The organism is Streptomyces sp. NBC_01618 (assembly GCF_045209435.1).
GTDB lineage: Bacteria > Actinomycetota > Actinomycetes > Streptomycetales > Streptomycetaceae > Streptomyces.
Genome location: NZ_CP109297.1, coordinates 6,414,632 through 6,435,258, shown reverse-complemented (window position 1 = coordinate 6,435,258; position 20,627 = coordinate 6,414,632). Strand labels below are relative to the sequence as shown.

Annotated in this window: 18 protein-coding genes and 3 pseudogenes; 9 read left to right on the top strand and 12 right to left on the bottom strand. The window is 70.8% G+C overall.

Annotated features, from left to right (window positions below; all coding sequences use genetic code 11):
* The first annotated feature begins 59 nt into the window (after positions 1 to 59).
* Positions 60 to 1,265, top strand: coding sequence for a hypothetical protein (locus OH735_RS29750; protein ID WP_406384744.1), 1,206 nt, complete (start codon positions 60 to 62; stop codon positions 1,263 to 1,265).
* A 76-nt stretch (positions 1,266 to 1,341) separates the two neighbouring features.
* On the opposite strand, the gene OH735_RS29745 is transcribed toward OH735_RS29750, so the two are convergent.
* Entirely contained in the window at positions 1,342 to 1,923 is a 582-nt protein-coding gene (locus tag OH735_RS29745; RefSeq protein WP_406384743.1) for a TIGR03086 family metal-binding protein, read from the bottom strand.
* Between the two features lie 296 nt (positions 1,924 to 2,219).
* Between OH735_RS29745 and OH735_RS29740 the strand changes: the two genes are divergently transcribed.
* The gene (locus OH735_RS29740; protein WP_406384741.1) at positions 2,220 to 3,089 is read left to right on the top strand and encodes an aldo/keto reductase; all 870 of its coding nucleotides are present in this window, start codon (positions 2,220 to 2,222) and stop codon (positions 3,087 to 3,089) included.
* A 79-nt stretch (positions 3,090 to 3,168) separates the two neighbouring features.
* Positions 3,169 to 3,392 (top strand): annotated as a pseudogene (locus OH735_RS29735) (ATP-binding cassette domain-containing protein); the annotation flags it as partial.
* On the opposite strand, the gene OH735_RS29730 reads toward OH735_RS29735, so the two are convergent.
* The 6 genes from OH735_RS29730 to OH735_RS29705 all read right to left on the bottom strand — a co-directional run bounded on the left by OH735_RS29730 (position 3,316) and on the right by OH735_RS29705 (position 9,001).
* Positions 3,316 to 3,663, bottom strand: coding sequence for a DUF4440 domain-containing protein (locus OH735_RS29730; protein ID WP_406384740.1), 348 nt, complete (start codon positions 3,661 to 3,663; stop codon positions 3,316 to 3,318). The pseudogene OH735_RS29735 and the gene OH735_RS29730 sit on opposite strands and share 77 nt — an antisense overlap.
* Positions 3,660 to 4,220: a DUF1697 domain-containing protein gene (locus OH735_RS29725; RefSeq protein ID WP_406384739.1), complete on the bottom strand. Its 561-nt coding sequence runs from the start codon at positions 4,218 to 4,220 to the stop codon at positions 3,660 to 3,662. The genes OH735_RS29730 and OH735_RS29725 overlap by 4 nt, the downstream gene beginning before the upstream one ends.
* A gap of 122 nt (positions 4,221 to 4,342) precedes the next feature.
* On the bottom strand, positions 4,343 to 5,557 hold the full coding sequence (locus OH735_RS29720) for a S8 family serine peptidase (RefSeq protein WP_406384737.1): 1,215 nt from the start codon (positions 5,555 to 5,557) through the stop codon (positions 4,343 to 4,345).
* Positions 5,558 to 5,916: 359 nt separating this feature from the next.
* Positions 5,917 to 7,215, bottom strand: coding sequence for an ABC transporter substrate-binding protein (locus tag OH735_RS29715; RefSeq protein ID WP_406384735.1), 1,299 nt, complete (start codon positions 7,213 to 7,215; stop codon positions 5,917 to 5,919).
* A complete protein-coding gene (locus tag OH735_RS29710; protein WP_406384733.1) occupies positions 7,215 to 8,054 on the bottom strand; it encodes a carbohydrate ABC transporter permease in 840 nt (279 codons plus the stop codon). The genes OH735_RS29715 and OH735_RS29710 overlap by 1 nt, the downstream gene beginning before the upstream one ends.
* Entirely contained in the window at positions 8,051 to 9,001 is a 951-nt protein-coding gene (locus OH735_RS29705; RefSeq protein ID WP_406384731.1) for a carbohydrate ABC transporter permease, read from the bottom strand. The genes OH735_RS29710 and OH735_RS29705 overlap by 4 nt, the downstream gene beginning before the upstream one ends.
* A 277-nt stretch (positions 9,002 to 9,278) precedes the next feature.
* Here OH735_RS29705 and OH735_RS29700 point away from each other — a divergent pair, with 277 nt between their 5' ends.
* The 3 genes from OH735_RS29700 to OH735_RS29690 all read left to right on the top strand — a co-directional run bounded on the left by OH735_RS29700 (position 9,279) and on the right by OH735_RS29690 (position 11,132).
* Complete coding sequence (locus OH735_RS29700) at positions 9,279 to 10,145, top strand: phosphotransferase enzyme family protein (protein ID WP_406384729.1); 867 nt, start codon at positions 9,279 to 9,281, stop codon at positions 10,143 to 10,145.
* A 123-nt stretch (positions 10,146 to 10,268) separates the two neighbouring features.
* On the top strand, positions 10,269 to 10,559 hold the full coding sequence (locus OH735_RS29695; protein WP_406386973.1) for a hypothetical protein: 291 nt from the start codon (positions 10,269 to 10,271) through the stop codon (positions 10,557 to 10,559).
* A 60-nt stretch (positions 10,560 to 10,619) separates the two neighbouring features.
* Entirely contained in the window at positions 10,620 to 11,132 is a 513-nt protein-coding gene (locus OH735_RS29690) for a hypothetical protein (protein ID WP_406384727.1), read from the top strand.
* Positions 11,133 to 11,274: 142 nt separating this feature from the next.
* On the opposite strand, the gene OH735_RS29685 is transcribed toward OH735_RS29690, so the two are convergent.
* Both OH735_RS29685 and OH735_RS29680 read right to left on the bottom strand, forming a co-directional pair.
* Entirely contained in the window at positions 11,275 to 12,009 is a 735-nt protein-coding gene (locus tag OH735_RS29685) for a 3'-5' exonuclease (protein WP_406384725.1), read from the bottom strand.
* Positions 12,010 to 12,197: 188 nt separating this feature from the next.
* A complete protein-coding gene (locus tag OH735_RS29680) occupies positions 12,198 to 13,430 on the bottom strand; it encodes an SAV2148 family HEPN domain-containing protein (RefSeq protein WP_406384723.1) in 1,233 nt (410 codons plus the stop codon).
* A 356-nt stretch (positions 13,431 to 13,786) separates the two neighbouring features.
* Between OH735_RS29680 and glgX the strand changes: the two genes are divergently transcribed.
* Positions 13,787 to 15,967, top strand: a complete 2,181-nt coding sequence (gene glgX / locus OH735_RS29675; protein WP_406384721.1) for a glycogen debranching protein GlgX — start codon at positions 13,787 to 13,789, stop codon at positions 15,965 to 15,967.
* A gap of 82 nt (positions 15,968 to 16,049) precedes the next feature.
* Positions 16,050 to 18,446 (top strand): malto-oligosyltrehalose synthase, encoded by a 2,397-nt coding sequence (gene treY, locus OH735_RS29670; RefSeq protein WP_406384719.1) that lies wholly within the window; start codon positions 16,050 to 16,052, stop codon positions 18,444 to 18,446.
* On the opposite strand, the pseudogene OH735_RS29665 reads toward treY, so the two are convergent.
* From OH735_RS29665 to OH735_RS29655, 3 genes and pseudogenes are all read right to left on the bottom strand, one after another.
* Positions 18,406 to 18,546 (bottom strand): annotated as a pseudogene (locus OH735_RS29665) (cytochrome); the annotation flags it as partial. The gene treY and the pseudogene OH735_RS29665 sit on opposite strands and share 41 nt — an antisense overlap.
* Before the next feature lie 40 nt (positions 18,547 to 18,586).
* A pseudogene (locus OH735_RS29660) lies at positions 18,587 to 18,838 on the bottom strand (LysR family transcriptional regulator); the annotation flags it as partial.
* A gap of 41 nt (positions 18,839 to 18,879) precedes the next feature.
* The gene (locus OH735_RS29655; RefSeq protein ID WP_406384717.1) at positions 18,880 to 19,449 is read right to left on the bottom strand and encodes a DUF1707 and FHA domain-containing protein; all 570 of its coding nucleotides are present in this window, start codon (positions 19,447 to 19,449) and stop codon (positions 18,880 to 18,882) included.
* A 183-nt stretch (positions 19,450 to 19,632) separates the two neighbouring features.
* Here OH735_RS29655 and OH735_RS29650 point away from each other — a divergent pair, with 183 nt between their 5' ends.
* Complete coding sequence (locus tag OH735_RS29650; protein WP_406384715.1) at positions 19,633 to 20,595, top strand: GNAT family N-acetyltransferase; 963 nt, start codon at positions 19,633 to 19,635, stop codon at positions 20,593 to 20,595.
* The last annotated feature ends 32 nt before the right edge of the window (positions 20,596 to 20,627 follow it).

Sequence of the window (20,627 nt, the reverse complement as noted above, 5' to 3'; positions counted from 1 at the left end):
TCAACGTCATAATGACTGGGCCACTTCGATCGATGTGAGACGGGCGGTAGCATCCCCGGATGCGAACCATCGAGACACTGGTCCCGCAGGCCGGGCAGACCGATGCCGCGGGCCTGCGTGAGTTCGACGCGGACGAACTCGCGGGGTACGTCGCCGATTCGGCGCATCCGTGGTGGCGCCGCAGGGCCTGCGTGGTCGCGCTGGCCGGGCGGGTGCCGGAGCACCGTGTCGCCGGACTGATCGCGCGCATCCGCGACCCCCATGACGAGGGCGAAGTCCGCATCGCGCTGCTGGACCTCCTCGCGGACCGGGCGGAACTCCTGCCCTGGCTCAGGCACAAGGACCGGCGGAAGGAGAGTTCGTACGGACTGCCCGAGGCGATCCTCAAGGCGCGCGGCCTGCTCGGCGACCGTTCGGCGACCGGCGAACTGGCGACGCTCGCGGCCGAACCGTGGCCGCATCTGCGGGCGATCGGCGAGGCCGCACTGGACGCGCTGGTCGCCCGGTACGGAACCGCGGCGGTCCTGGCCGATGTCGGTTACGCACGCCCTGAGGACCGCGCCTTCCGCATCCGTATGCGGCACCGCGCCGGCCAGGACGTCACCGACGCGCTCGCGGACCCCGACCCGGCGGTCGCGTACCTCGCCCAGTCGCTGCTGACCGACCCGGCCCGGATCCGCGGCTACCTCGGCGAGGCGCCGACGGCCGAGGCGAAGCTGTGGGCCGCGTACGCGCTGCACCGCCTCACCGGCGACGCCGCCGAGACCCGGGCGATCCACGACTCGCTGGACCGTCCCCGGGTCGAGGTCGACGGTCTGGACGACGAACTGCGCGGGGTGATCCTCCAGGAGTACGGGCACTACTGCGAGGAGCAGAGCGACCCGCGTTGGCGGGTCGAGGCCATCTGCGCCGAGCCGCCCGTCCCACCGGACGAGGACGAGCAGCTCCGCCGGGCCGTGGCCGCGCTCACCGCGGCGGGCCTGGCACCGGAGCCCCCGATCTCCTGCGGGGAGCGCCACCGGCAGGGCGGTGGCACCTATCACGTCATCAGGTTCGGCGAGAGCGAGCTCTCCATCAGTACTCTCGGGCGGTTCGCCACCTCGTACGAGGACGAACCCGCCGCCCGCGCGGCCCTGGAATCGGCCGGCTTCCGCTGGATCGACCGGGCGACCGGCGCGCTCCGGGTCACCGGACTCTGTGTCTACTACTTCGGCGGGCGCACTCCCCTGGATGTCGGCACCCTGCTGTTCTACTGGCAGGACTGAGGGCTGCTGCCGGCAGGACCATGGGCTGCCCCGTGATCCCCGGCAGATCGGCGGCCGGGGATCGGGGGGGCCGTGGTCATGCTCCGGTCCAGTGCGGGTCGCGTCCGCTGTGGGCCAGCGCCCGTTCGAACACCGACGCCGATGCGGGCACCGTCACCTCGTCGGCGAAGCCGTCGTACTGCCGGTAGAGCGCGGCGGTGCTGTCGACGACACCGAGAACGTAGGCAGCCGCCTCGTCGGAGAGCCGGAACTCCTCGCCGACGGCACGGGCCACGTCCCAGCCGTGCAGGGCCGTCTCCTCGATGAGCATCGCGGCGATGTCGGCGGCCGGGGAAGCCGAACCCCCGAGGTCGATTTCGCCGTCCCAGACCGCGGGGTCCGACCATGCGGCGACCGCACGGTCCAGCTGCGCCGCGTACTGCTGCGCCCAGTCGGCGTCGGCGGTGAAGTCGCGGGTGGTGAGCTCCTCCGGGAGGTCCTCGCGCAGGGCTCGGTGCTCCAGGCCGTGGGACGTGTAGAGCACCCAGTGGTTGATGAGTTCGCGCAGGACCCAGTCGCCACAGGGCGTGGGCAGTTCGAGCTGGCCGGTGCTGATGGAACGGGCGATGCGGGCCGCTTCGCGGGCGACTTCGGTCATGTGAGCGTGCTCGTTCTTCATGCGTCACAGACTAGGACGGGCCACTGACAACGGTATTGAAGAAAGGCGACGCCGACCGGACCCGCCGCTTCAGGCGGCGGCGTCGACGGGGGCCACGAGTTCGGCCACGGGCATCGAGCCCTCGGTCAGCCGTCCCTTCCGAGGACGCCGCCGACGGCGCCCGCCCCGATGATGATGTAGCGCATCCCGACTCCCGTCCGCGGCCGCACAGGTCAGCACGCCGGTCCCCCGAAGGGCCGGCAACACCTCGGCACGGGACGGGAGATCGGATCGTCGAGGGGACTAGGCTTCCCGTCATGTCTTCCACGTCACAGCCGCCCGGCGATGTGTTCCTGCTCGGTGGCGAGCTGCCCGTACGTCGGCTCGGTTACGGCACCGCGCAGCTGACCGGCCCCGGGTACTGGGGGCCGCGTGGGGAGCGGCAGGAGGACGTGGCCGTGCTGCGGGCGGCCGTCGAGCAAGGGGTCACGCTCATCGACACCGCCGACAACTACGGTCCCGGGCTGGCCGAGGAGCTGGTCGCCGAGGCCCTTCACCCGTACCGCGAGGATCTGGTCGTCGCGACCAAGGGCGGTGTGGTGCGGACCAGCGACAGCGCCTGGCATGTCGCGGGCCGTCCCGAGCAGCTGCGGGCGATGTGCGAGGCCAGTCTGCGGCGGCTGCGGACGGACCGGATCGATCTCTACCAGTTGCACCGGCTGGACCCGGAAGTGCCGATGGCCGACCAGCTGGGGGCCCTGGATGCGCTGAGGCAGGAAGGTAAGATCCGGTACATCGGTCTGGACACCCTCACCGCCGACCAGCTGGAGCAGGCCCTCTCCCTGACCGGGATCGCCTCGGTGCAGAACCGCTTCAATCTCCTCGACCGTTCGTCGGACCCGGTACTGAAGGTGTGCGAGGCCCACGGCCTGGCTTTTCTGCCCTGGTTCCCGCTGGCGAACGGCGCTCTGACCGGCGAGGCGACCGCGGCGCTCGCCCATGTCGCCGACCGGCACGGTGCCACCCTCGGGCAGATCGCCCTCGCCTGGCTGCTGCACCGCTCCCCCGTGCTGTGTCCGACTCCGGGCACCGGTTCGCCCGGTCATCTCGCGGAGAACCTGGGGGCGCGGGAGATCCGGCTGTCCGCCGAGGACATGAGCCGCCTGGAGGCGCTCGCACCCGCATGAAGGAGTACCGCACTTGACCACGCGTACCACCGCCCCCGTCCCCGCCCCGGCCGGTGTCCCCGGTCCCTCCGGCGCCCCGGTGATCCGGACCGACGACGTCTCGCTCGTACGGGACGGCAGGTCCTGCTCGGCTCGGTCTCGCTGACCGTGCGCAGCGGTGAGCACTGGGCGCTGCTCGGTGCCAATGGGGCCGGGAAGAGCACGCTGCTGGGGCTGCTCGGCGCGGTCAACCACCCCACGCGGGGCTCGGTCGAGGTGCTCGGGCGCACCCTCGGGCGGGTCGATCTGCGGGAGCTGCGGTCGCCTCGGTGTCGTAGGTGACGTGGACGAGTTGGCCGTCCAGCTGGACTCCGCGCATCCGGGACGCGGTGAGCGGGCCGGGGTGCGGGGCGTCGTCCCCGGTGAGCGAGGCGATCATCCTGTCTCGGTCCCAGACCCGGCCGGTGGAGTCGATCTCGCGGTACTCGGGGTGCAGCACCTGGGAGAGGAGTTCGGCGAAGGCCCGTACCGACGGGTCCAGGAGGCGGAGCTCGCCCTCGACGGCCGCGGCCACTGCGGGGGACGGTTCGCTCATGCGCGGGCTCCGTCGTGTGCGGTCATCTCCACGAGCTTGACCACGGTGTTCCAGTTGCGCGAGGTGGCCGTGATGCCCTTGGTGAGGCCGGGCCGGGACAGCGCGTCGGCGAGTTTGGAACGGCCCAGTCCGTCGGGGGCGTAGAGGTAGAGCGCGCGGTCGCCGAGCCGGAACTCCTCGGGGAGGTAGGCCGCCGGGTCGATCCGGGCGAAGCGTTCGGCGTCGACGGGTTGCCCGAAGTAGGTGATGTGCAGTTGTCTGCCTTCGAGTTCGGCGGCCGGGAAGGGGCAGGCCGCCGCAACTGCCGCGAGGTAGGCGCCGTCCCGGACCAGGCAGGGGACGGGGAAGCCGAACCGTTTCTCGATGGCCCGTTCCAGTTCGGCGGCGAGTGCGTTCTCGTCGTCCGACGGGCTGCTGAACACGGCGTTGCCGCTCTGCAGGTGGGTGCGGACGTCGCCGTGGCCCAGTTCGGTGAGCAGTGTGCGGAGTTCAACCATCGGAACCCTCTTGTGGCCGCTCACATTGATTCCGCGCAACAGCGCCGCGTACATCGTCATGGGCACACCATAGGACGATCGCTTCACGCGGAGCGGCCGCCGCGCCCCGTGGGGGAGGGCACGGCGGCCGCCGATTCCGTTGCGCCGGGCGTCCGCCGCCCGGTCACGTCTGCGGGGGTCGGTTACTCGACGACCTTCAGCAGCTTGTTCGGTGTGCCCTCGGTCGCGTTGGAGATCGCGTCGGGGGTGGCGCCGTCGGTCAGGGCCGTGGCGACCTCGTCCGGGGTGGCGTCCGGGTGTCCGGCGAGGTAGACGGCGGCGGTACCGACGACGTGCGGGGTCGCCATGGACGTACCGGAGATGGTGTTGGAGCCGTCGTCGCTGTCGTTCCAGGACGAGGTGATGTCCGATCCGGGGGCGTAGATGTCCACGATCGAGCCGTAGTTGGAGAACGACGACTGCTCGTCGTCCACCGTGGACGAGGCGACCGTGATGGCCTGCGGGACGCGGGCCGGGGAGCTGTCGCTCGCGTCGGCGGAGTCGTTTCCGGCGGCCACCGCGAAGGTGACCCCGGAGGCGATGGCCTTCTGGACCGCGGCGTCGAGCGCCTCGTCCGCGCTGCCGCCGAGGCTCATGTTGGCGACGGAGGGGCCCTCGTGGTGCTCGGTGACCCAGTCGATGCCGGCGACGACCTGCTCGGTGGTGCCCGAGCCGGAGTCGTCGAGGACCCGGACGGCGACGATCTTCGCCTTCTTGGCGACCCCGTAGGTCGCACCGGCGATGGTGCCCGCCACGTGGGTGCCGTGGCCGTTGCCGTCGTCGGCGCTGTCGTCGTTGTCGACGGCGTCGTAGCCCGAGCCGGCCCGGCCCTCGAACTCGTTGTGCGTGGTGCGGACACCGGTGTCGATGACGTACGCGGTGACGCCCTCGCCCGCGCTGTCCGGGTAGGTGTACGCATCGTCGCCGGCCGTCTCGGTCTGGTCGATCCGGTCCAGTCCCCAGGACGGCGGGTTCTCCTGGGTGGCGTCGATGTGGAACTTCTTGTTCTGGACGACCTTGGAGACGGCCGGGTCGGCGGCCAGGCGCTTGGCCTCGGTCAGCGTAAGGCCGCTGGCGGAGAAGCCGTTGATGGCGGAGCTGTAGTTCCGCTTGAGCTCGCCGCCGTACTCCTTGGCGAGCTTCGCCTTGTCGGCCTTGTGGTCGAGCTCGTGGTCGAGCATCACGATGTAGCTGCCCGATACGGCGTTCGCGGCGTCCGCACCGTAGACGGTGCCGGTCGCGGGAGCGGGAGTGGCTCCGGCGAGGGAGCCGCCCATCAGGGTGACTCCGGCGGCCGCGGCCACGGCGGTTATCGCCGCGGTCAGCTTGATCCGGCGTGCGCGCTTGTGAATTGCCATGAAGAGGGGTCTCCTCGTCATTCTTTGTGGGGGGATTGACCCCCGGCCGGAATATCTCCGGGGGTTGGCTCGAAACCCTCGCCGATTGACGCGCTCAGATCAAGACCTTCATGATGCTGTGACTTATTCAACAAGGCTTCGTAATAAGAAACCGGCCAGCCGAACCCAAGTCGGACAGCGCCGTCGCAACACCCGTCCCGGGTAAGGGGCTCACCGCTCCCGCACCGACGACCGGCGCCCTTCGCAGGCGGGAACAGGGAACGGGGCGGCGCCCCGGGGCGGGCGAGGAGTCGGCTTGATTCCGTCCCCGCCCGCCACATGTGCGGTTCGGCCCCGATGAGGTGGGGGCCGTCGGCGTCTCAGCGCTGATAGCGGGCCAGCACCCGGTTCCCGTCGTCCACCAGACGTCCTCTCAGCTCCGCCGCCCCGATCGCCCCGCTGTAGTACTCCTGGAGGGCGGGGGTGGCTACCTTGTCCTTCCATTCCGGGTAGCCGCGGACCGCCTGGGCGGGCGCCGGCCGGAGCCCCTCCGCGACCGCGACACCGGTCGACCAGCCGTCCTTGTCGGTGTGCAGGGCCGGGTCCGCCAGGGCCGCCGTGCCGGTCGGGAGCATCCAGTCCCCCTTGGCCAGGCGCACCATGTTCCGCGGTTGCAGCAGGAAGTCGATGAACTGCGCGGCCTCCTTCTTGTGCGGGCTGGCCTCCGAGACGGAGAGGGTCTGCGGGCTCACCCCCTGGGCGGATCCCCCGCCGCCGACGGGGGCGGGCAGCACCGTCCACTCGAAGCCCTCGGGGGCCTGCTCGACGACTTGCTGGCGGTACGAGAAGCCGAGCGGAACCATCGCGTACTTGCCGCCGAAGAACCCCGGCAGGGTGTCGGAGCCGCCCATGCCGAGCGCGGTGCGTGCGGCGCTGTGGTCGGTGTTCACCTGGTCGTGAATGATGCCGGGGACGACCTGGTCGCCCTCGCCCGCCCGGATGGTCACCTTGCCGTCGGCGCCGCGGTGGAAGAGCCGGCCACCGGCGGAGAGCCCGAGGTTGAGGGTGACGGAGACCGGCTCCTTGAGCGGCCAGGCGACGCCGTATCTCCCCTTGCCCGTCAGCTCCTTGGTGACCTGCCGGAATTCGGCCCAGCTCCAGGGGCTGTCGGGCGTGGGGACACGGACCCCCGACTCCTTGAGGATCCGGGTGTTGGCGATCAGTACGCGGGGCTCCTGGAGGAACGGCACCCCGTAGACGCCGTCGCCGAAGGTGGTGGTCTGCCAGCTCTGCTGCGGGATGTCGGCGGTCAGCCGGTCCGGGAGGAGCGTGCGCAGATCGGCGAGGTAGCCGCCGTACGCGAAGTCGGCGAGGTCGTCGGAGGCGTCGTGGATGACGTCCGGGGCCTCGTCGCCCTCGAAGGAGGTGAGCAGCTGATCGTGGACGGTGTCCCAGCTGCCCTGGACGTAGGTGACATGGATGTCGGGGTGGGTCGCGTTCCACTCCTTCACCAGTTGCTTGTTGGCGTCGACGGACTCCTTCTGCCAGGCCAGCGACTGGAAGCTGAGCTCGGTCCGGCCGTCGTCGCTCCTGCCGTCGTCCGTACCCGCGCAGCCGGTGAGCAGCAGAGCCAGCGCGGTGGCCGCGGCGGCGGCCGTCGTCCGTACCCGTGCGCGCATCAGCTCTTCACCGCCCCGGCCAGCATGGAACCGGTGATCCGCCGCTGGATGAGCGCGAAGACGACCAGCGAGGGAAGGGTCGCGAGGAACGCGGCGGCGGCGAGCGGCCCGAGATCGGCCGCTCCCTCCGCGCCGAGGAAGTGGGTCAGTACGACCGGCAAGGTCTGCTTCTGCGGTGTCTTGAGCAGGACGAGCGCGAAGAAGAACTCGTTCCACGCGGTGATGAACGCGAAGAGTGCCGTGGCGACGATGCCGGGGGCCAGCAGCGGGGCGGTGACCGAGACGAGCGTACGCAGCCGGCCCGCGCCGTCGACCGACGCGGCCTCTTCGAGCTCGGCGGGCACGGCCCGTACGTATCCGGTCAGCATCCACAGCGCGAACGGCAGCGCCCAGACCACGTACACCATGGCCAGCCCCCACAAGGTGTTGATCAGATGGAGGTTCTTCAGGATCAGGAAGAGCGGAATGATCAGCAGGACGAACGGGAACGCCTGGCTGACCACGACCCAGCCGGTGGTCGCCGTCGAGAGCCTGGAGCGGTGGCGGGCCGTCACATACGCCATGGGCGTGGCGACGAGGACCGCGACGACGGCGGCGCACAGGGCGACGATCAGCGAATTGGCGGCGGCCTGGAGCAGCGGCTGTTCGTCGAACGCCGCGCGGAAGTTGTCGAGCGTCGGATGTTCCGGGATCCAGGTCGGGTGCAGGGAGCCCAGTTCGCGCGCCGGTTTGAAGGCGGTGGAGATCAGCCACAGGAACGGGAACGCCAGAAAGACGAGATAGCCGAGCAGTGCGACGTACTGTCCGGCACGTGCGGATCTGCTGGTACGCACGCTCATCGGTCCTCGCCTCCCCTGAGCCGGCCGACGAGATACGCGGCGAGGGTCACGGAGATCACCGCGACCATCACACAGCCCATCGCCGCGGCGTAGCCGAACTGTCCGTAGCGGAATGCCTCTTCGTAGGCGAAGAGCATCGGCAGCCGGGTACGGCCGCCGGGTCCGCCGTTGGTCAGTACATAGACCAGGGCGAAGGAGTTGAAGTTCCAGATGAAGTTGAGCGCGGTGATGGAGAGCGCGACGGGTCTGAGCGCGGGCCAGGTGACGGTACGGAAGCGGCGCCAGGCGCCCGCTCCGTCCAGCGCGGCGGCCTCGTGGAGTTCGTGCGGGGTGTTCTGCAGTCCGGCCAGCAGGGCGACGGTGGTCTGCGGCATGCCGGCCCAGACGCCCACGACGATCACGGCGGGCAGGGCGGTGGCGAGTCCGGTGAGCCAGGCCCGGCCGTCGCCGAGGCCGAGATCGCGGATGGTCTCGTTGAGGACCCCGGCGTCCGGGTTGTAGACGAGCCGCCACATGATGCCGACGACCACCTCGGGCATCGCCCACGGAATGATCGCCAGCGCCCGCGCCAGCCAGCGCATCCGCAGATTCTGGTTGAGCAGCAGGGCGAGGCCGAGCGCCAGCACGAACTGCGGGACGGTGACGCCGACCGCCCACAGGAGACCGATCCGGAAGGACTCCCAGAAGAGGGCGTCGTGGAACAGGTCCTGGAAATTCAGGCCGCCCACCCACTGCGTGGAGCGGGTGCGGCCGGACTGCGCGTCGGTGAAAGCCAGCGCGATGCCGTAGAGGAGCGGGCCGACGCTGAGGATGAGGATCGGGATCAGCGCGGGCAGCACCAGGAACCAGGAGCCGGCGCTCCGGTTGACCGGCCGGTGCTGCTTGTCATGCGGGCTGCCGGGCGGGCCGTGTGTCCCGGATTTTACGGTCGCACTAGCTAATGTCATGAATTCGCCCCCTTGCGTGATTCGATCGGTTTCATACCGTTCTGGCCGCTCAGGTGGCCCTCGTCATCGTGCTGACGGGCCGTCGGTTCGTCAAGCGGGCCTGCACGGATGCGAAAATCGGAGCCTTGGCTTCCTCCCCCCTCGTGAACGAGGGGGATTCCTACGGCTCGCGCCGTGGGGGTTTCTGCTTCGTCGCCGACTGCCCGCCCGGACCCCTGCTCCGCAGGAGTCCGTTTCCTCTCCGCCCTGAAGGGCGGAGTATCCACGGAGGAATCCGATGAACGAGAAGCGTGCGCGCGAGGTGCTGACCGCTGCCGGACTGTCCGGCGGTGCGGAGCTGCTCGCGTTGGGTGAGAACGCGGTGTTCGCCGTGGGCGACCTGGTGGTCAAGGTCGGCCGGGACGCCGTGCGGAACCCGGAACTGCGGGACCGGGCCGAGCGCGAGGTGGCCGTCGCCGAGTGGCTGGCCGCCTCGGCGGTCCCCGCCGTGCGGGCCGCCGAGCCCCGGGCGCGGCTGGTGGAGGGCCACCCGGTGACGCTCTGGCACCGGCTGCCCGATGCCGTACGCCCGGCCGAGCCGCAGGATCTGGCGCGGCTGCTCACCCTGGTCCACGCGCTGCCCGCGCCGGACGGTTTCGCCCTTCCGCGCCGTGAGCTGCTGGGCGGGGTCGAGCGCTGGCTCCGGCTCGCGGGCGATGCGATCGACCCGGCCGACGCCGAGTATCTGCGTGAGCGCCGCGACGGCTTCGCGACGGCGGCGGCCGCGCTGGTCCCCCATCTGCCGCCCGGTCCGATCCATGGCGATGCCCTCCCCCGTAATGTCCACGTCGGCCCGGACGGGCCGGTGCTGGTCGATCTGGAGACCTTCTCCGCCGATCTGCGTGAGCACGATTTGGTGGTGCTCGCACTGTCCCGGGACCGGTACGGGCTGGCGGCCGAGGCGTACGACGCCTTCACCGCCGCGTACGGCTGGGACGTCCGCGAATGGGACGGTTGCGCGGTGCTGCGCGGGGCGCGGGAGACGGCCAGCTGCGCCTGGGTGTCCCAGCACGCGCCGGCGAACCCCAAAGCGCTGGCGGAATTCCGGCGCAGGGTGGCGTCACTGCGCGAGGACGACCCCGAGGTGCGCTGGTACCCCTTCTGAACGACGCTTCCCGTCGCACAGAAGCGCTGGATACGCGCGACGGGCCGCCGCCCGCACCGCTGTGCACCCGGTCGCTCGTGTCTCCCTGTCGGTCCTTCGAACGGTCCTCATGGGCGTACGCCCTTGTCCGGGCGAGGGTGCGGCGCCGAGGCCCGGGGCGCCGGCACCACCCATGAGGGCGTCCAGGCCCAGGCCCGCCTTCGCGGGCGGCGAGGCTTCGGCCAACGGCCGCGCCGACGCCGGCCCCGTCGGCAGTCGCAGGTCTACCTGTCCATGCTGGACGTCGCCGATCCGAGCAGGCGGGCGGTGATCCGTCTGATCCTGACGGTGACCGCGTCTCAGCACCTCGCCGTCCTGGAGGACTTCCGGGACTTCGTGCGCACGGTCCGGCCGGACACCGGCGCGGCTTCGTAGGACGTCCCGCCGGAACGGCCCTTCTTGCACCGCCAATCCGACCCCTCATAGGTTGACCTCATGGGATTCTTCGACATGCTGACCGGAACCAAGCGCCCCGAGGACGGGGTCGCGCCATGCTCAGCCGAGGAGTTGCGGACGGCGCTGCTCAGCCTCAACCGGCCGGATGTCCCGTACATCGTCCGCGACGGCGCAGCACATGACGCCGATCTGGTGGCGGAGTGGCGGATCGCCGAGCCGGCCTGGCAGACCTTCTTCATCGGGTCCCAGCTGACGCACGCCCTCCGGATCCGGATGCGCCTGGTCAAGGAGGTCCCTGAGGTGCGTGCCGTCGAGGAGCAGTGGGAGGTCACCCGCGTCGGGAATCCTCCGCGGCTCCAGACTTCGTCGGAGTACTCGCGCGGCTCGGGCAGGACCGTCTCCCGCCGCTGGACGCTCCAACGCGGGGAAAACGGCCGCCTCGAAGCGACGGAGACATTCAGCTTCGACAGCGCGGAGCTGACCAACCCCCTGCGGAACGCCGCCCTCGAGTCGGGCTGGACCTGGCGCGGAGTGGTCTTCGGCAAGCTGTGAGGTTGGCGGCTCCTGACTCGCCGCCTTGGCGCGCGGCTTCCCCCCACCGTTAAATCCGGAGATCGCCGGCTTCGGTGTGACCGTCGTGGGCATCGACGGCTTCACGCGGTGACCAACATTCCGGAGCTGTCCTGGCGACGCATCAATCACCCCCCGACGTCGTCAGGGCCGGCCGGGGGATGAGCGGCCAGGCCGGTTCGACGACTGCCGCCGGATCCGCGGTGCGTCGCAGATAGGCCTGCAAGGAGAGCGACTGCTCGGCTGCCGCGTGCACCTGGAGACCCTGCAGGTCCTCCAACGGCATCACTCCGACGGGCTGGTACTTCTCCCCCATACGTCGCACCACGCGGGCAGCGGCCACGGCGTCCGCCCTCGCGTCGTGCGCGTCGTCGAGCGACACCCCGTAGTGGGCACACAGCGCGTGGAGGGCCCGCTTCCCCTTCCGGTACTTGTCGACATGCTTGTCGATCACCAACGGATCGATGACGGGCGAAGGCGCGTTGCCCAGTCGCTCGCTGACCGACTCGATCGCGTACCGCCGGCACTCACGGTCGAGCAGGGACAGGTCATAGCGGGCGTTCATCACCACCAGCGGCGTCCCTGAGCGCAGCCCGTCGGCGACGGCCCGTGTGATCTCCTCGATCGCGGAAGCGGCCGACACCCCGTGCTCGCGGGCACGTTCGGTCGAGATGCCGTGGATCGCCGATGCCTGCTCGGGTATGGCCACACCGGGATTCACCAGCCAGGTCCGCTCCTGCGACACGGATCCGTCCACCTCCAGCCGGACGACCGCCGCCGTCACGATGCGGTCGGTCTCGACATCCGTCCCCGTGGTCTCCAGGTCGAACGCCAGCAACGGCCCGCTGATCCAGCTCATCGGCCCACCACCGCCTCGACGACCGCGGCGGTGACGATCCGGGCCTCCAGCCGGTCCGTGCCGCTCGTCTGCGGGCCGAAGCCGACCGGGCACTCCTGGTGCCAGCTCATCCCGTACCTCCTTCTGTGGTGCGTTCCCCCAAGTGATGACCACCTTCGCACGCACCACTGACAACGCTGGAAGAGGCGTCAGGAGACGGGCCTGGAGTCCGCCCACACCGACTCGAACTCCTCGCGGTACGTCTCGAACAGCCCGTGCTCGTTCTCCTGCCCCGCCCGGACCACCGCGCGCCCACCGCCCCGCAGCACCAGAACGGGCGCCTCCATGCCGCGTGCGCGCCGCAGATAGGTCTGGACGACCCCGACCGCGTCCGTCCCGTCACCGTCCACCAGATAGGCCGTGAAGCGCGGCGTCTCGTCGAAGACATGGATCTCGAACGCGCCCGGATCGCGGAGCTTGGAGCGGACCCGGCGCATATGGAGGATGTTCATCTCCACCGACCGGCTCAGCTCCCCCTTCTTGAGGCCCAGCTCCCGCTCACGGCGCTTGACGGCGCTGCTCGCCGGGTTGATGAAGAGGAGCCGGACCCGGCAGCCGGACTCGGCGAGCCGGATCAGCCGGCGGCCGGAGAAGTTCTGCACCAGCAGATTGAGCCCGATGCCGATCGCGTCGAGGCGGCGCGAACCGCCGAAGAGGTCCTCGGCGGGCAGCTGGCGCTGGAGCCGCACCCGGTCGGAGTGGACGGAGACCACATCCGCGTACCGGTCGCCGACCAGCTCCTCGACGGCGTCGACCGGAAGCCGGTCGGACGAGGGGACCACCGCCCCGCTGCCCAGGATCTCCAGGAGCCGGGCCGAGGCGCGCTCGGCCTGGGCGAGGACCGCCTCGTTCAGGGCCCGGTTGCGGGAGACCACGTTGCGGGCGACCTCCAGTTCGTCGAGCGCCAGCTCGACCTCGCGCCGATCGTCGAAGTACGGCTCGAAGCACGGCCAGTGCTGGACCATCAGCTCGCGCAGCTGCGGCAGCGTGAGGAAGCTCAGCACGTTGTCGTCGGCCGGGTCCAGCAGATAGCCCTTGCGGCGCGAGACCTCTCGTACGGCGACGGCGCGCTGCACCCATTCCTGCCCGGCGGGCCCGGCGGCGGCCACCACCCAGTCCTCGCCGTGGACCGGCTCGTAGATGGGTCGGAGCACCGCGGCGACCACGGCACGCAGTCGCTGTTCCACGAGATTCAGCCAGATGTAGGCACGCCCGGCCCGCTGGGCGCGCGTACGCACCTCGCTCCAGGCGTCCGCTCCCCAGTCCAGTTCCGCGCCGATCTCCATGGGCCGCGCAAGTGAGATCGCCCCGGGCGGGGCATCGGTGGATTCCCCCTCGTGACCTGTGTCACCTGGAGGCAGCTCGAACCCTCCCGAGCTCACCCGCGCACCGCCTTCCACTCCCCCACCAACGATCAAGGAAGGGTACTCCGCGAGCGGGATCCGGTGCAGCAGGATGCGCAGGCTGCTTCGTCAACTCCCCTGTGACATAGGCATGTTCCAGGTACGAGATTTGCCGTAGTGAGCGGATTCATAGTGATTGGGCACCCCGTCGGGGGCCCTGCACGGGGCCCGCGACCGGCTCGGGACCCCGGATTCCCGTTCCGGGCGACACGGAGAGGCCCGATGTTGACCGGACCGCGCGACGTCCTAGGTAGCCGCACCACTTTCGGGGAAGATCTGGCACAAGCAGCCCGAAAGCCCCAGACACCCGGATCAGAAGTGGAAGAGTCGAACCTATGCAGGTCTGGCCGGGACAGGCGTATCCGCTCGGTGCCACGTACGACGGCGCCGGGACCAACTTCGCGGTCTTCTCGGAGGCCGCCCACCGAATCGAGTTGTGCCTGCTGCACGACGACGGTTCCGAGACGGCGGTGGAGCTCAGGGAGACCGACGCGTTCGTCCGCCATGCCTATCTGCCCGGGGTGATGCCTGGTCAGCGGTACGGATTCAGGGTGCATGGCCCGTACGAACCGGAGCGCGGCGTCCGCTGCAATTCGGCCAAACTGCTACTCGACCCGTATGCCAAGGCCGTCGCGGGGCAGATCCGCTGGGGCGAGGCGGTGTACGGCTATCCGTTCGGCCGGCCCGACGCGCGCAACGATCTCGACTCGGCGCCCCACACCATGACCTCGGTCGTGGTCAACCCGTACTTCGACTGGGGCGACGACCGGCGGCCCCGTACGGACTACCACCGCACCGTGATCTACGAGGCCCATGTGAAGGGCCTGACGATGCTCCATCCGGCGCTGCCGAAGGAGCTGCGCGGCACATACGCGGGGCTGGCCCATCCGGAGGTGATCGCGCACCTGACGGAACTGGGCGTCACGGCGATCGAATTGATGCCGGTGCACCAGTTCGTCCAGGACCACCGGCTGGCGGACGCGGGGCTGGCCAATTACTGGGGCTACAACACCATCGGCTTCTTCGCCCCGCACAACGCGTACGCCTCCTGGGGCGACCGCGGCGAGCAGGTGCTGGAGTTCAAGCAGGCCGTACGGGCGCTGCATCAGGCGGGCATCGAGGTGATCCTCGACGTGGTCTACAACCACACCGCGGAGGGCAACCACCTGGGTCCGACGCTCTCCTTCCGGGGGCTGGACAACGCCTCGTACTACCGGCTCGCGGACGACCAGCGATATTACATGGACACCACGGGGACCGGGAACTCCCTGCTGATGCGGTCGCCGCACGTGCTCCAGCTGATCATGGACTCCTTGCGGTACTGGGTCACGGACATGCACGTGGACGGGTTCCGCTTCGATCTGGCGGCCACCCTGGCCCGGCAGTTCCACGAGGTGGACCGGCTGTCGTCGTTCTTCGATCTGGTGCAGCAGGACCCGGTGGTCAGCCAGGTGAAACTGATCGCCGAACCGTGGGACGTGGGCGAGGGCGGCTACCAGGTGGGGAACTTCCCGCCGCTGTGGACGGAGTGGAACGGAAAGTACCGGGACACCGTGCGGGACCTGTGGCGGGGCGAGCCGAGGACCCTCGCCGAGTTCGCCGGGCGGCTGACCGGGTCGTCGGACCTCTACCAGGACGACGGACGGCGGCCGCTCGCCTCGATCAACTTCACCACCTGCCACGACGGGTTCACCCTGCACGACCTGGTCTCGTACAACGACAAGCACAACGAGGCGAACGGCGAGGGCAACCGGGACGGCGAGAGCCACAACCGGTCCTGGAACTGCGGCGCGGAGGGCGATACGGACCAGCCGGAGGTGCTGGAGCTGCGGATGCGGCAGATGCGGAATTTCATCGCCACGCTGATGCTGTCGCAGGGCGTGCCGATGCTGAGCCACGGCGACGAGTTCGCGCGCACGCAGCGCGGCAACAACAACGCGTACTGCCAGGACAACGAGTTGTCATGGGTGCACTGGCCCGACCCGGCCGAGGCCGCGGCCACGGCTGACGACACGGACGACGCGGACGGGGACGCTCCCGCCGAGGGGGACGGTCTGGGCAGCAGCCTGCTGGAGTTCACCCGGGCGATGGTCTGGCTCCGCCGCGACCATCCGGTCTTCCGACGCCGCCGGTTCTTCCACGGGCGGCCGGTCGAGGGCACGCACGACGAGCTCTCCGACATCGCGTGGTTCACGCCCGAGGGCCGCGAGATGACGCAGCGGGACTGGCAGGCCGCGCACGCCAAGGCGCTGACGGTCTTTCTCAACGGCCACGCGATCTCGGAGCCGGGCCCGCGCGGCGAACGGATCTCCGACGATTCGTTCCTGCTGATGTTCAACGCGAGTGCCGAGACGCTGGACTTCTCCGTGCCGGTGAATCACGGCCGGCAGTGGCTGGTGGTGGTCGACACGGCCCGCCCCGCCGGGGTCCTTCCCGGCTCGGGGCCGAAGGTGTCGGCGGGTGAACGGGTGACGCTGGTCGGGCGGAGCCTGGCGGTGCTGCAGCGGCCCGCGTAGGTCCCGGCCGACGACACCGCCGGTCGAGCCCTTTGCGGCGTTCCGTGACACAGAAGGCCGCAGTCTGGGTACGTAACGGCGCATGACGCCCACCGCCACCTACCGGCTCCAGCTCCAGCCGGACTTCCCGTTCTCGGCCGCCGGACAGGCCGTGCCCTATCTCGCCGCGCTCGGCGTCTCCCACCTGCATCTGTCCCCCGTCCTCGAAGCCGTGCCCGGCTCCAGACACGGGTACGACGTCGTCGACCACAGCCGGGTGCGCGCCGAACTCGGCGGGGAGGACGGGCTGCGGGAGCTGGCCCGTACGGCGCGTGAGCACGGGCTCGGGCTGATCGTGGACCTCGTGCCGAACCACATGGCCGCCGTGCCCCGCCTCAACCACGCGCTGTGGGAGGTGCTGCGCGAAGGCAATGGGTCCCCGTACGCCCGCTGGTTCGACATCGACTGGGCGGCGGGCGGTGGCAAGGTGCTGCTGCCGGTGCTCGCCGGGCCGATCGGCGTCGAGATCGACAGGCTCCGCGTCGACGGGGAGGTGCTGCGCCACGGCGAGCAGGAGTTCCCGCTCCGGACCGGCACCGCCCACCTGCCGATGTCCGAGCTGCTGGATGCCCAGCACTACCGGCTCGGCTGGTGGCGACTGGCCCGTACGGAGCTGAACTACCGTCGGTTCTTCACCATCTCCGACCTCATCGGAGTGCGGGTGGAGGACCCCGAGGTCTTCGCCGCCACCCACGGCAAGATCCTCGAACTGGTCCGGGACGGGGTCGTCGACGGTCTGCGCATCGACCACCCCGACGGACTCGTCGACCCCGCGGCCTACCTGGAACGCCTCTCGACGGCGACCGGCGGGCGGTGGACGGTGGTGGAGAAGATCCTCACCGGTGCCGAACCGCTGCCCGCGGACTGGGCGGTCGCCGGGACGACGGGGTACGACGCGATGCACCGGATCGACGGCCTCTTCGTCGATCCGATGGGTGCGGCGGAGCTGATCGGCCGCTACCGGGAGTACTCGGGACCGGCCGGGGACCGCGGCGGCGACTGGAAGGCGACCGTGCGACGGGCCGCGTACCGCGTGGTGACACATGAGCTGGCCGCCGAGACCGCACTGCTGACCCGGCTCGCGGTACGCATCTGCGCCGAGGACCCCGCGCTGCGGGACCACGCCCCGTGGGCGCTGCACACCGCCGTGCGCGAACTGCTCGTACGCGTACCCGTCTACCGCCCCTACGTGACGGCCGGTGGCCCCTGCGCGGAGACGGCCCGGGCGGCGCTCCCGGACGGGGCCGTGGAGGACGCGAAGGCGGCGTTCTCCGTTCCCGAGGAGGCGTCGGCCGTCGATGTGGTGCGGGAACTGGCGCTGGGGCGGCTGGGCGAGGGGCCCGACCGGGCCGCGTTCTGCGCCCGGTTCGCCCAGACCGCGTCGGCGCTGCGCGCGAAGTCGGTCGAGGACACGGCGTTCTACCGGTACGTGCCGCTGATCTCGGCGAACGAGGTGGGCGGCGATCCCGGGCATCCGGCGGTGACGCCGGAGGAGTTCCACGCGTTCTGCGCCCGGCTGGCGCGCGACCGGCCTGCCACGGGCACGGCGCTGACCACCCACGACACCAAGCGGAGCGCCGATGTACGGGCCCGGCTCGCGGTGCTGACCCAGTGCCCGGAGCAGTGGTCCTGGCTGCTGGTGGAGCTGGCGCGGGTGACTCCCGCGGCGGCGCCCGACGCACAGCTGGCCTGGCAGGCGTGGCAGACGGCGTACGGCTGCGCGAGGCTGCCGGCCCGCGAGATGGCGGGGCGGCTGGAGCCCGCGCTGCTGAAGGCGGTCCGCGAGGCGGGGCTCTTCACCAGCTGGACCGAGCCGGATCCGGCGTACGAGCGGGCGGTGACGGACTTCGTGGCTGCGGGGCCGGCCGCGGGCAGCGGTCCGGTGCGGGAGGCGCTGGAGCGGTTCGCGGGCACGCTCGACCCGTACGTACGGGCCAATGTGCTCGGTGCGGCGCTGGTGCAGCTGACGATGCCGGGTGTGCCTGATCTGTATCAGGGCACGGAACGGGAGTACGTGGCGCTGGTCGACCCGGACAACCGGCGGCCGTTTCGCCACCCGCCCGAGGACGGGCCTTCCAGCGAGAAGGGCGAGCTCACGGCGGTGGCGCTGCGGCTGCGGCGCGACCGGCCCGAGGTGTTCGGCGAGTCGGGAACGTACACCCCGCTCGGCGCCCACGGCCCGGCGGCCGCGCACTGCCTGGCCTTCTGCCGTTCGGGCGAGGTGGTCACGGCGGTGACCAGGCTGTCGTTGCGGCTGGCGGAGTCGGGCGGCTGGCGCGGGACGGAGCTGACGCTGCCGGACGACGGGCCGTGGGCCGATCTGCTGGCAGGGGGCCGGAAGTTCACCGGGGCCACGGTCGCGGCGGTCGACCTGTTCGCCGAGCGGCCGGTGGCGCTGCTCAGCCGGGTCGGACGAGGAGGGCCCGCGGACCGCGGGTGAGCAGCCCGGTGCCGGCCGGGCGGAAGCCGTCCGCCCAGCGGAGCCGGGGCATCGCGTCGAGCAGGGCACGCAGTCCCTGCCGGGCCTCCAGCCGGCCGAGTCCATCCGGGTGATGCCGGCGCGCCCGTACGGGCCGTGGCTCAGTCCGCTTTCGACCGGAGGCAGAACGGCCCGGAGGCGCCGAGCAGCTCCGTGAACGCGGCGGCCCCGGTGAGCTCGACGCGGAAGAAGACCGCCAGTTGACGTCGGCACGGCGGGTCGACGGCGAGCACCGCGCAGTCCTCGCCGACCGCTCCCCGGACCACGTGTACCGGGACCGCGGTGACTACGACTCCGGCCGCGGCCATCCGTACCTCTGTCGAGGTGTGTTCGGTGCGCACCGCCGTACGAGGAGCAGTCCTGATCCGGACGAAGGGCCCTGGGGCCGGGCCGGCTAGCGGGGAGGGGGGCCGAGGACGGGCACGGAGAGCCGGAAGCTCATGCGGCCGAAGCTCACCTGGTCCCCCTCACGGACCGGGACCGTGCCGATGACCCGTTGCCCGTTGACACAGGTGCCGTTGGTCGAGCCGAGGTCGCGCAGCAGCCAGCGGCCGTCCTGCACGGTGAGTTCCGCATGGAGCCGGGAGACGGTCTCATGGTTGAGCCGCAGGCCGTTGCCCGGGTCGCGGCCGATCAGCAGGGGGTACGGGCTGGGGGCGGGGAGCAGGAGCTTCGGGAGCCGTTCGGTCTGCCAGACCCGGCGTACCCGGCCGGGAAATCCGGACACCCCGCTCACGACCCGGAGTACCCGCCGCGACCAGCGCCCTCCGCTCTCCAGGTCGGCGGTGAGCGCCGCCAACTCCTCCGAGCGCCGGGCGGTGAGGGCCAGTTCCATGCGCCGCATGAAGGTGTCGTGGGACAGCTTGCCCTGTGCCGCACCGTCTCTGAGCACGCCGAGAACCCGGTCGCGCTGGGCGTCCGACAGCCGCGCGGGGTACGTGTGGAACTCGAAGGGGGACGTCACACGGTCAATTGTCGGCCGACCGCCCCGGGGTGTCCAGAAGAACCCCGGCTTTCGGCCCTCCTGACCTGCGCGGAACACCGGCACGGGAATTCCGGGGCGGCTGCCGGGCAGACGTTGCTACTGTCTGCGTCGCCGGCCGCCGGCGATCGCCACGCGGCCTTTTACGCATGTCAGGGAGATCATGTGACCTCTGTACCGGGGGAATTGACCATCCGACCACTCGCCGGTCCGCAGGAGCTCGGGCTCTTCCGCGAGCTCTCGTACGTTCTCGATCACGAGCTCGCGGCGGACCTGGAGAGCGGGCGCCGCCGGCCCGAGTGGCTGTGGGTGGCGCTGCGCGGCGAGCGGGTGGTGGCGCGGATCGCTTGGTGGAGCCGGGACGGTGACGTGCCGCTGCTGCTCGACGTCTTCGACCTCGACGACACCCTGCCCGAGCCCGAACGCGGCGAGGCGGGCCTGCGGCTGCTGGAGGCGGCGACGGCGGCGGTCGTACCGGCCGGTGCCCCGCGGCCCGAGTACGGTCGCTACGTCCCGCCGGACTGGCGCGAGGACCCGGTGGTGCGCGATGGCGTCGAGGCTCGGATCCGGGTCATGGAGCGTTCCGGTGCGCAGATGCTGGTCGAGCGGCTGCGTCTGGAGTGGCGCGCCGGTACGCCGGTCCCCGCCGACAGCGGCCGTCTGCGGTTCCGACCGGTCGACGGACGGGAGGATCTCCTCGCGCTGATGACACCGGTGATGGAGGGCACCCTCGACGCGCACGGCCGGGCCGACCTGGCGTCCGGCCTCAGCGCCCGCGAGGCGGCCGAGAAGCACTACGACGAGGAGCTGGCGGTGTACCCGACACCGCGGGAGTGGTGGCGCATCGCCGAACTGCCGGACGGTGAGCCGGTGGGGTTCGTGATTCCGGCGCGCAACAGTTACAACCCGATCATCGCGTACATCGGTGTGCTGCCCGCCCGGCGCGGCCACGGGTACATCGACGACATCCTCGCCGAGGGGACCAGGGTGCTGGCGGCGCAGGACGGCGTGGAACGGATCCGGGCCGCGACCGATCTCGGCAACGTCCCGATGGCGAGGTCCTTCGAACGCCTCGGGTACGTGAACTTCGAGCGCGCCTTCGACATGGTCTGGGACGAGGGGTCCTGAGCGGCGGCTCTGCCTGCGTTGCGCGCTCGTCA

Excerpts from the sequence above, each read along its gene's own strand:
- OH735_RS29730 (WP_406384740.1), bottom strand. The coding sequence starts at position 3,663 with ATGAGCGAACCGTCCCCCGCAGTGGCCGCGGCCGTCGAGGGCGAGCTC.
- OH735_RS29750 (WP_406384744.1), top strand. The coding sequence starts at position 60 with ATGCGAACCATCGAGACACTGGTCCCGCAGGCCGGGCAGACCGATGCC.
- OH735_RS29690 (WP_406384727.1), top strand. The coding sequence starts at position 10,620 with ATGGGATTCTTCGACATGCTGACCGGAACCAAGCGCCCCGAGGACGGG.
- OH735_RS29715 (WP_406384735.1), bottom strand. The coding sequence starts at position 7,215 with ATGCGCGCACGGGTACGGACGACGGCCGCCGCCGCGGCCACCGCGCTG.
- OH735_RS29700 (WP_406384729.1), top strand. The coding sequence starts at position 9,279 with ATGAACGAGAAGCGTGCGCGCGAGGTGCTGACCGCTGCCGGACTGTCC.
- OH735_RS29705 (WP_406384731.1), bottom strand. The coding sequence starts at position 9,001 with ATGACATTAGCTAGTGCGACCGTAAAATCCGGGACACACGGCCCGCCC.
- OH735_RS29740 (WP_406384741.1), top strand. The coding sequence starts at position 2,220 with ATGTCTTCCACGTCACAGCCGCCCGGCGATGTGTTCCTGCTCGGTGGC.
- OH735_RS29725 (WP_406384739.1), bottom strand. The coding sequence starts at position 4,220 with ATGACGATGTACGCGGCGCTGTTGCGCGGAATCAATGTGAGCGGCCAC.
- OH735_RS29710 (WP_406384733.1), bottom strand. The coding sequence starts at position 8,054 with ATGAGCGTGCGTACCAGCAGATCCGCACGTGCCGGACAGTACGTCGCA.
- treY (WP_406384719.1), top strand. The coding sequence starts at position 16,050 with ATGACGCCCACCGCCACCTACCGGCTCCAGCTCCAGCCGGACTTCCCG.
- OH735_RS29720 (WP_406384737.1), bottom strand. The coding sequence starts at position 5,557 with ATGGCAATTCACAAGCGCGCACGCCGGATCAAGCTGACCGCGGCGATA.
- glgX (WP_406384721.1), top strand. The coding sequence starts at position 13,787 with ATGCAGGTCTGGCCGGGACAGGCGTATCCGCTCGGTGCCACGTACGAC.
- OH735_RS29685 (WP_406384725.1), bottom strand. The coding sequence starts at position 12,009 with ATGAGCTGGATCAGCGGGCCGTTGCTGGCGTTCGACCTGGAGACCACG.
- OH735_RS29745 (WP_406384743.1), bottom strand. The coding sequence starts at position 1,923 with ATGAAGAACGAGCACGCTCACATGACCGAAGTCGCCCGCGAAGCGGCC.